We start from the raw sequence: 6,306 nt of genomic DNA on the forward strand, positions 1-6,306 counted from the left end.
GATTTCACCACCCAAGAGGCCCCCGCACCACCCGCCCGCCCCCTTCGGCGTTGATCTCGACAAAGGTGCTGTCATTCCGGCGGTTTTGACAGCACCTTCGTCGAGATCATCGCCGAAGGGGCGTACCGGGTCGACGGGCGCCTTGAGGGCGGGCGCTCCCCGCCCGACCGGTCGCGGGACCGCCCGGACCGCGAGAGGCCCGCCGGGCGGCAGGCAGGGCCGGGGAACCGCCCGGCTGTCGCCGTCGCCGCCCATCGCGGCGACCACTCACACGCCCAGCGGCCGACAGCGCGTCAGTGTGGGCCGCCGACCTGTCCTCGTCGCTGCCCTTCCACTCCACGCTCCGGGGGCCTTGCGCCCGGCCGGTGTCCGGGAGCGGGGTACCAGCTCAGCCGTCCGCCTACAGAGACCGCGAGCGGCCCGCCGGGCGGCAGGCAGGGTCGGGGAACCGACCCGCTCACTCCGTCGCCGCCCATCGCGGCGACCACTCACACGCCCGGCGGCCGACAGCGCTGCGGCGTGGGCCGCTGGCCTGTCCTCGTCGCTGCCCTCTTCGCCCTCCTCCTCGGCGATGTGAAAACGATAATCGTTGCGCTAGGCTGTCGAGACCCCTCACCCGCCTGTCTCCTTCCAAGGGGGAATCGATGGCTGAACAGCGCAACACCCCGCGCTCCGTGCGTCTGGGAACCGTCCAGGAGACCCTGCTGATCCCGCTCTATGGGCGTGCCTTGGAGAGCCGCAAGGCCGAAGCGGTCCTGCGTGATCCGGCGGCGGAGGAGATGGTGGACGCGATCGACTACGACTTCGCCCGGTTCGACGGAGGGACGAGCCTCATCGGCGCGGTCCTGCGCACCCACCTCTTCGACCACTGGGTGCGCGGCTTCCTGTCCGAGCACCCGGACGCGACGGTGGTGGAGATCGGCACCGGGCTCAACACCCGGCACGAACGCGCCGACAACGGCCGCGCCCGCTGGTTCGAACTCGACCTGCCCGACGTCATGGAGGTGCGGCGCACCTTCTTCGCCGACACCCCGCGCCGGACAATGATCGCCGCGTCGGTCCTGGACGACGACTGGACCGCCGCGCCGCTCGCCGCGGGCGGCCCGTACTTCCTGGCCGCCGAAGCGGTGCTGCCCTACCTGTCCGAAGCGGACGCGCGCCGCGCCTTCGACCTGCTCGCCGAGCGCTTCCCCGGTGCCCTGCTCGCGTTCGACACCACCGGTCCCGGCATGGTCGACACCCAGGACGGCCACGACGCGCTCAGCAAGGTGGAGGCGCGGCTCCGCTGGAACTGCCCGGACCCCGGGGTGCTGGAGGACTGGGGCCAGGGCAACCGCCTGCTCGCCTCGCACACCTTCACCACTCTGCCGGCCGAGGTGTATGACGGACTGCCGGCGGAGTACCGGGAGATGATCGCCGCCATGACGGAGATGCGGCTGCCCCAGGTCGAGGACTACTGGTTCAACCTGCTCCGGTTGGGGTGACGCGCGGGTGACGTGCGGGCCCGGAAGCGGTGACGTGCGGGCCCGGAAGCGGTGACGCGCGGGACCCGGAAGCGGTGACGCGCAGCCCCCGGAAAACGCCTTGCCCTCGGCGCGGGGTCCCATGACACTCGTCCGGTGAGCGATTCGACCGGACTGAGCAGACGCCTCGTCCTCCTCTTGGCCGTGGCCTGCGGAGTCGCCGTCGGCAACCTCTACTTCCCCCAGGCCGTCACCCCGCTGATCGCCGAAGGGCTGGGTACCGCCCCCGAGTCCGCCGCCATGGCGGCGACCGCCGCCCAGGTCGGGTACACGGTCGGCATCCTCCTTCTGGTCCCCCTCGGCGACCGCCTGCCGAACCGCCCGCTCATCTCCGGCCTCCTCGCCCTCACCGGGGCCTTCCTCCTCGCCGCCGGGCTCTCGCCCGCGCTGCCGGTGCTCGTGGCCGCGGGCGGGCTGGTCGGCACCGCCACCGTCGCCGCCCAGCTCATCGCCCCCATGGCCGCCGGTCTGGCCGCTGAGGACCGGCGCGGCCAGGTGATGGGCACGCTGCTCAGCGGCTCCATCGGGGGCATCCTGCTCGCCCGCGGCTTCGGCGGGGTGCTGGCCGACCACCTGGGCTGGCGCGCCCCCTATCTGGTGGCGGCGGCCGCGGTGCTCCTGCTCGCCGCCGTCCTCGCCGTCGCCCTCCCGGCCACCGCCCCCTCCACCCGGCGGTCCTACCCCTCGCTGGTCGGCGCGTCGCTGCGGCTCCTGCGCACCGAGCCCGACCTGCGGCGCTCCTGCCTCTACCAGGGCTGCGTCTTCGGCGCGTTCTCCGCGGCCTGGACCGGGATGGCCCTGGTGGTGACCGGTCCCGTGTACAGGCTGAACGCCTCGACCGTCGGCGTGATGGCGCTGGTCGCGGGCGTCACGATGGTGCTGACCCCGGCCGCCGGGCGCTGGGTGGACCGGCGCGGCCCCGACGCGGTCGGGCTGGTCTGCATGGTCGGCGCCCTGGCCTCGGCCGGGGTGCTCGCCTTGGGAGGCACGGGCGGGGTGTTCGGCCTCGCCGCCCTGACCGGCGGCATCCTGCTGCTCGACGTGGCGATGCAGTCCGGCATGGTGGCCAACCAGTCCCGCATCTTCGCCCTGCGCCCCGATGCCCGGAGCAGGATCAACACCGCCTACATGACCTGCGCCTTCCTCGGCGGAAGCACCGGTTCCTGGCTCGGCGTGCAGGCCTACGCCCAGGTCGGCTGGCCCGGTGTGTGCGCGGTGGCCGCCCTGCTGTGCGCGATCGCGCTGGGGCGGCACCTGCTGCACCTGCGGGGGCGGCACCTCCTGCACCTGCGTCGGCCGCTCCGCCGCGCGGCTCAGACGGCGCCCGTGTCCGCCGACCCTCGTGAGTGACCCGGATCGGCGGGGCGCGCGGCCCAGCATTCGGTGCTGCGGTGTGCATCGAGCCCGGCCACGGTGAACTCGTCGCGGTCCGCGTCGGCCGTGACGCCGAGCTCGCGGAGCGCCCGGCGCACGGGGGTGCCCTCGTCCGGTACCGCTTCGTCCTCCCTGAGGTGCAACGGCCCCAGCACGATGCGCCCGGCGCGCCAGACGGCCGTGTTCTCCTCTCCGGTGCCGCCGAAGTACTCGGATTCGAGGAAGGCCACCGCCCCGCTCCGCGACCACTCCGCGAGAAGCCGCTCAAGTCCGGCGGTGAGGGTCCAGAAGCCGTGGACCGGGGGACCGGCCCCCTCGTCGAGTGCGGCCAGGAGGACGGGCGTCACCGGGACGAGCCCCAGCCCTCGCCCGAGGGGAACGATCCGGGCGGAGGCCGGCTCCGCGGCCGCCGCCGTGAGCAGGCCGCCGTCCGCCACCACCGCCTTGAGGTCGTAGCCCACGCCCGCCTGCCCTCCCGCCTCCCTACCCGCCCGCGCCTCGCCGCGCCTCGCCGCGTGTCGGCCGCTCAGCTCTGGTGGTTCAGGTCTCCGGCCAGGGCGTGCGCCGTGCGCTGCACGATCGGCGCCGCCTTGTCCACGAACTCCCAGCTCACCCGGGCCTCCGGCCCCGAGATGGACACCGCCATCATCGCCGGGCCGCCCTGCACCGGCACCGCCAGGCACCGCACGCCGATCTCCTGTTCGCCGTCGTCGATGGCGTAGCCGCGGTCGCGGATGCGCCCCATCTCGTCGGCGAAGTCCTCGGGCGTGGTGATGGTGCGGTCGGTCGCCGCGGGCATCCCGGTGCGGCGCACCGTCGCCAGCGCCTCGTCCTGCGGGAGCTGCGCCAGCAGCGCCTTGCCCACCCCCGCCGAGTGCGGCAGCACCCGGCGCCCCACCTCGGTGAACATCCGCATCGCGTGCGGCGAGGGCACCTGGGCGACGTAGACCACCTTGTCCCCGTCGAGCATGGCCAGGTTCGCGGTCTCGCCCAGCTCCTCCACGAGCTGGGCCAGGTGCGGGCGCGCCCAGGTGCCGAGCATCCGCGACGCGCTCTCGCCGAGCCCGATCAGCCGCGGCCCGAGCGCGTACCGCCGCGAGGGGAGCTGGCGGACGTACCCGTTGTCGACCAGGGTGCGGATGATCCGGTGGATCGTCGGCAGCGGCAGCCCCGAGGAGTCGGCCAACTGGCTCAGGGAGATCTCGCCCCCGGCGTCGGCCATGATCTCCAGCAGCGCGAACGCGCGGTCCAGGGACTGCACCCCGCCCGCGCGCGCCCGGGTGGCGCCGTCGGCGGCGGCGCCGTCGATCGAGGTCTGTGACGTTGCCAAGGGTCTCAAGCTCCCATCGCGAGGATCGTGCGGTCTCATTCTGCGATACGGAAGTCGGCCGACGCCAACCGCGCGCCCGCTCGCTCCCACCCCCCTCTTGTTGTTCCGAATTGTAGAAGTTAGTGTCCGCTATATAAAAGACCTAGGGGTGGGCGGATTGCCCGCGCCGCCCCCGGGGCACGCCCCGGGGGCACACAGCCACGCGATGAGGAGAGCGCCACGTGGGTGGACTGGAGCCAACGGAGGGTGAACGCTGGGTCGCCGGGGCCGGCCTGGAGGAGATGGGCGACGCCCTCGACGACCGACTCTCGGCCGCCGACGCCCGGCTGCTGAGCCGGTACCCCGGCGACACCGGGCGCCGCCAGCCGGTGCACACCGTCTACATCCCCGCCGACAAGGTCCGGGCGGGCGTCTGCGACGAGTGGGGCGCCCAGGCCCTGGCCTCCCTCGACGAGTTCGGCCCCGACGCCGCGACCCTGGCCGAGGCCACCGGGATGGACCCCGGGGCGGTCGCCGGCGCACTCCCCGCGGTGCGGGCCAAGCTCGCCGAGGAGCCGGTCGAGGACCTGCGCATCGACCTGGAGGACGGCTACGGCGACCGGGGCGACGAGCAGGAGGACCGGGACGTCGCCGCGGCGGTGCGCGCCGTCGCCGCCGACCTGGGGTCCGGCCGCGCCCCCGCCTACGTCGGCGTCCGGATGAAGGGCATGGAGGCCGCCGGCCGCCGCCGCGGCATGCGCAGCCTGGCCATGTTCACCGGCGGCCTGCTGGAGGCGGCCGGCCGCCTGCCCGACGGCTTCGTGTTCACCCTGCCCAAGATCACCTCCGTGGAGCAGGTCGAGGCCATGGTCTGGGCCGCCGAGCACCTGGAGAAGCGGTTCGGCCTGCCCGCCGGGCGCCTCGGCTTCGAGCTGCAGATCGAGACCCCGCAGTCGGTCCTGTCCCCGGACGGCACCACCGCGGTGGCCCGCATGATCCACGCCGGCCAGGGCCGCGTCACCGCCCTGCACTACGGCACCTACGACTACAGCGCCGCCGTGGGCGTGACCGCCGCCTTCCAGAGCATGGCCCACCCGGCCGCCGACCACGCCAAGGCGGTCATGCAGCTCGCCGCCGCCGGGACCGGCGTGTGGCTGTCCGACGGCTCCACCAACGTCCTGCCCGTGGGCACCCGCGAGGAGGTGCACGCCGCCTGGCGCCTGCACGCCGGGCTCGTGCGGCGCTCCCTGGAGCGCGCCTACTACCAGGGCTGGGACATGCACCCGGCCCACCTGCCCACCCGCTACCTGGCGACGTTCGCCTTCTACCGGGAGGCCTTCGGCCCGGCCGCCGCCCGCCTCAAGGCCTACCTGTCGGCCGCCGGGGGAGGCGTCGCCGACGAGCCCGCCACCGCCCAGGCCCTCGCGTCCGCGCTGGTGCGCGGCTGCAACTGCGGCGCCCTCGCCGAGGACGAGGTGGCCGAGGCCACCGGCGTCGGGGCCGAGGTGCTGCGCGGCTTCGCCAACCGCCGGGTGGGCTAGGACGGCCATGGGAGGGACCGGCACCGCCGCTTCGGGCGGGGGACGCGCAGGGCGGCCCGGTCGCGGCCCCGGTGAGCCGGGGGCCGGACCGGAGGTCCCGCATGCGCCCGCGCCCCCGCCGCCGGGCGGTCACGGCCCCTCCCACCGGAACGGCCCCTGCCCGGCGGGCCGCGCCTGTACGGGCGGGAGCGGGGGCGGCCGACTCCCCGCCCGCGCCCGCTGTGCCGCCGCCCGTGGCCGAACGGGCACCGCCGGGCGCGGCGGCACGCTGGACGAGACGCTCGCAGGGTGCGCGCCCTGGGGGCTGTGCGCATGGCGCTTCCAACTCGCCACCTCAGGGGGAGCCCGAGCGCCGTAGCCCGGCCCCGCGCCCCGCACGGCCCCGGTCCTGCCACGGCGCCCCTGTGGCGTCGCCGCGGGGCCGGCCGCCGTGCGCGAGGAGGAGCGAGGAGAGCAGGCGGGAGGGGCACCCTCCGTCTCCGGGTGAGCCGACCCGTGAGGCGGGCGCCCGGCCCGCCGCGGCCGTCCGCCGGAGGCGGCCCCCGTGATCCCTGAGCCC

General features: G+C 75.1%; 5 protein-coding genes. 3 read left to right on the forward strand and 2 right to left on the reverse strand.

The window, feature by feature from the left end; all coding sequences use genetic code 11:
* Positions 1–644 precede the first annotated feature (644 nt).
* Both O4J56_RS31670 and O4J56_RS31675 read left to right on the forward strand, forming a co-directional pair.
* A complete protein-coding gene (locus tag O4J56_RS31670; RefSeq protein ID WP_270690901.1) occupies positions 645–1,484 on the forward strand; it encodes a class I SAM-dependent methyltransferase in 840 nt (279 codons plus the stop codon).
* Between the two features lie 135 nt (positions 1,485–1,619).
* The gene (locus O4J56_RS31675; RefSeq protein WP_270690902.1) at positions 1,620–2,873 is read left to right on the forward strand and encodes an MFS transporter; all 1,254 of its coding nucleotides are present in this window, start codon (positions 1,620–1,622) and stop codon (positions 2,871–2,873) included.
* Here the strand turns inward: O4J56_RS31675 and O4J56_RS31680 are convergent.
* Positions 2,837–3,358, reverse strand: a complete 522-nt coding sequence (locus O4J56_RS31680; RefSeq protein WP_270690903.1) for a hypothetical protein — start codon at positions 3,356–3,358, stop codon at positions 2,837–2,839. The genes O4J56_RS31675 and O4J56_RS31680 overlap by 37 nt on opposite strands.
* 65 nt (positions 3,359–3,423) lie before the next feature.
* Positions 3,424–4,158 carry an IclR family transcriptional regulator gene (locus O4J56_RS31685; RefSeq protein ID WP_333563837.1) on the reverse strand — a complete coding sequence of 245 codons (735 nt, stop codon included), beginning with the start codon at positions 4,156–4,158 and terminating at the stop codon, positions 3,424–3,426.
* A 350-nt stretch (positions 4,159–4,508) separates the two neighbouring features.
* Between O4J56_RS31685 and O4J56_RS31690 the strand changes: the two genes are divergently transcribed.
* Positions 4,509–5,747: a DUF6986 family protein gene (locus tag O4J56_RS31690; protein ID WP_270690905.1), complete on the forward strand. Its 1,239-nt coding sequence runs from the start codon at positions 4,509–4,511 to the stop codon at positions 5,745–5,747.
* Positions 5,748–6,306: the final 559 nt, after the last annotated feature.

This window comes from Nocardiopsis endophytica (assembly GCF_027706725.1).
GTDB lineage: Bacteria > Actinomycetota > Actinomycetes > Streptosporangiales > Streptosporangiaceae > Nocardiopsis_A > Nocardiopsis_A endophytica.

Bases quoted from the DNA above. Each gene is read 5' to 3' on its own strand.
- O4J56_RS31670 (WP_270690901.1), top strand. From the start codon at position 645: ATGGCTGAACAGCGCAACACCCCGCGCTCCGTGCGTCTGGGAACCGTC.
- O4J56_RS31690 (WP_270690905.1), top strand. From the start codon at position 4,509: ATGGGCGACGCCCTCGACGACCGACTCTCGGCCGCCGACGCCCGGCTG.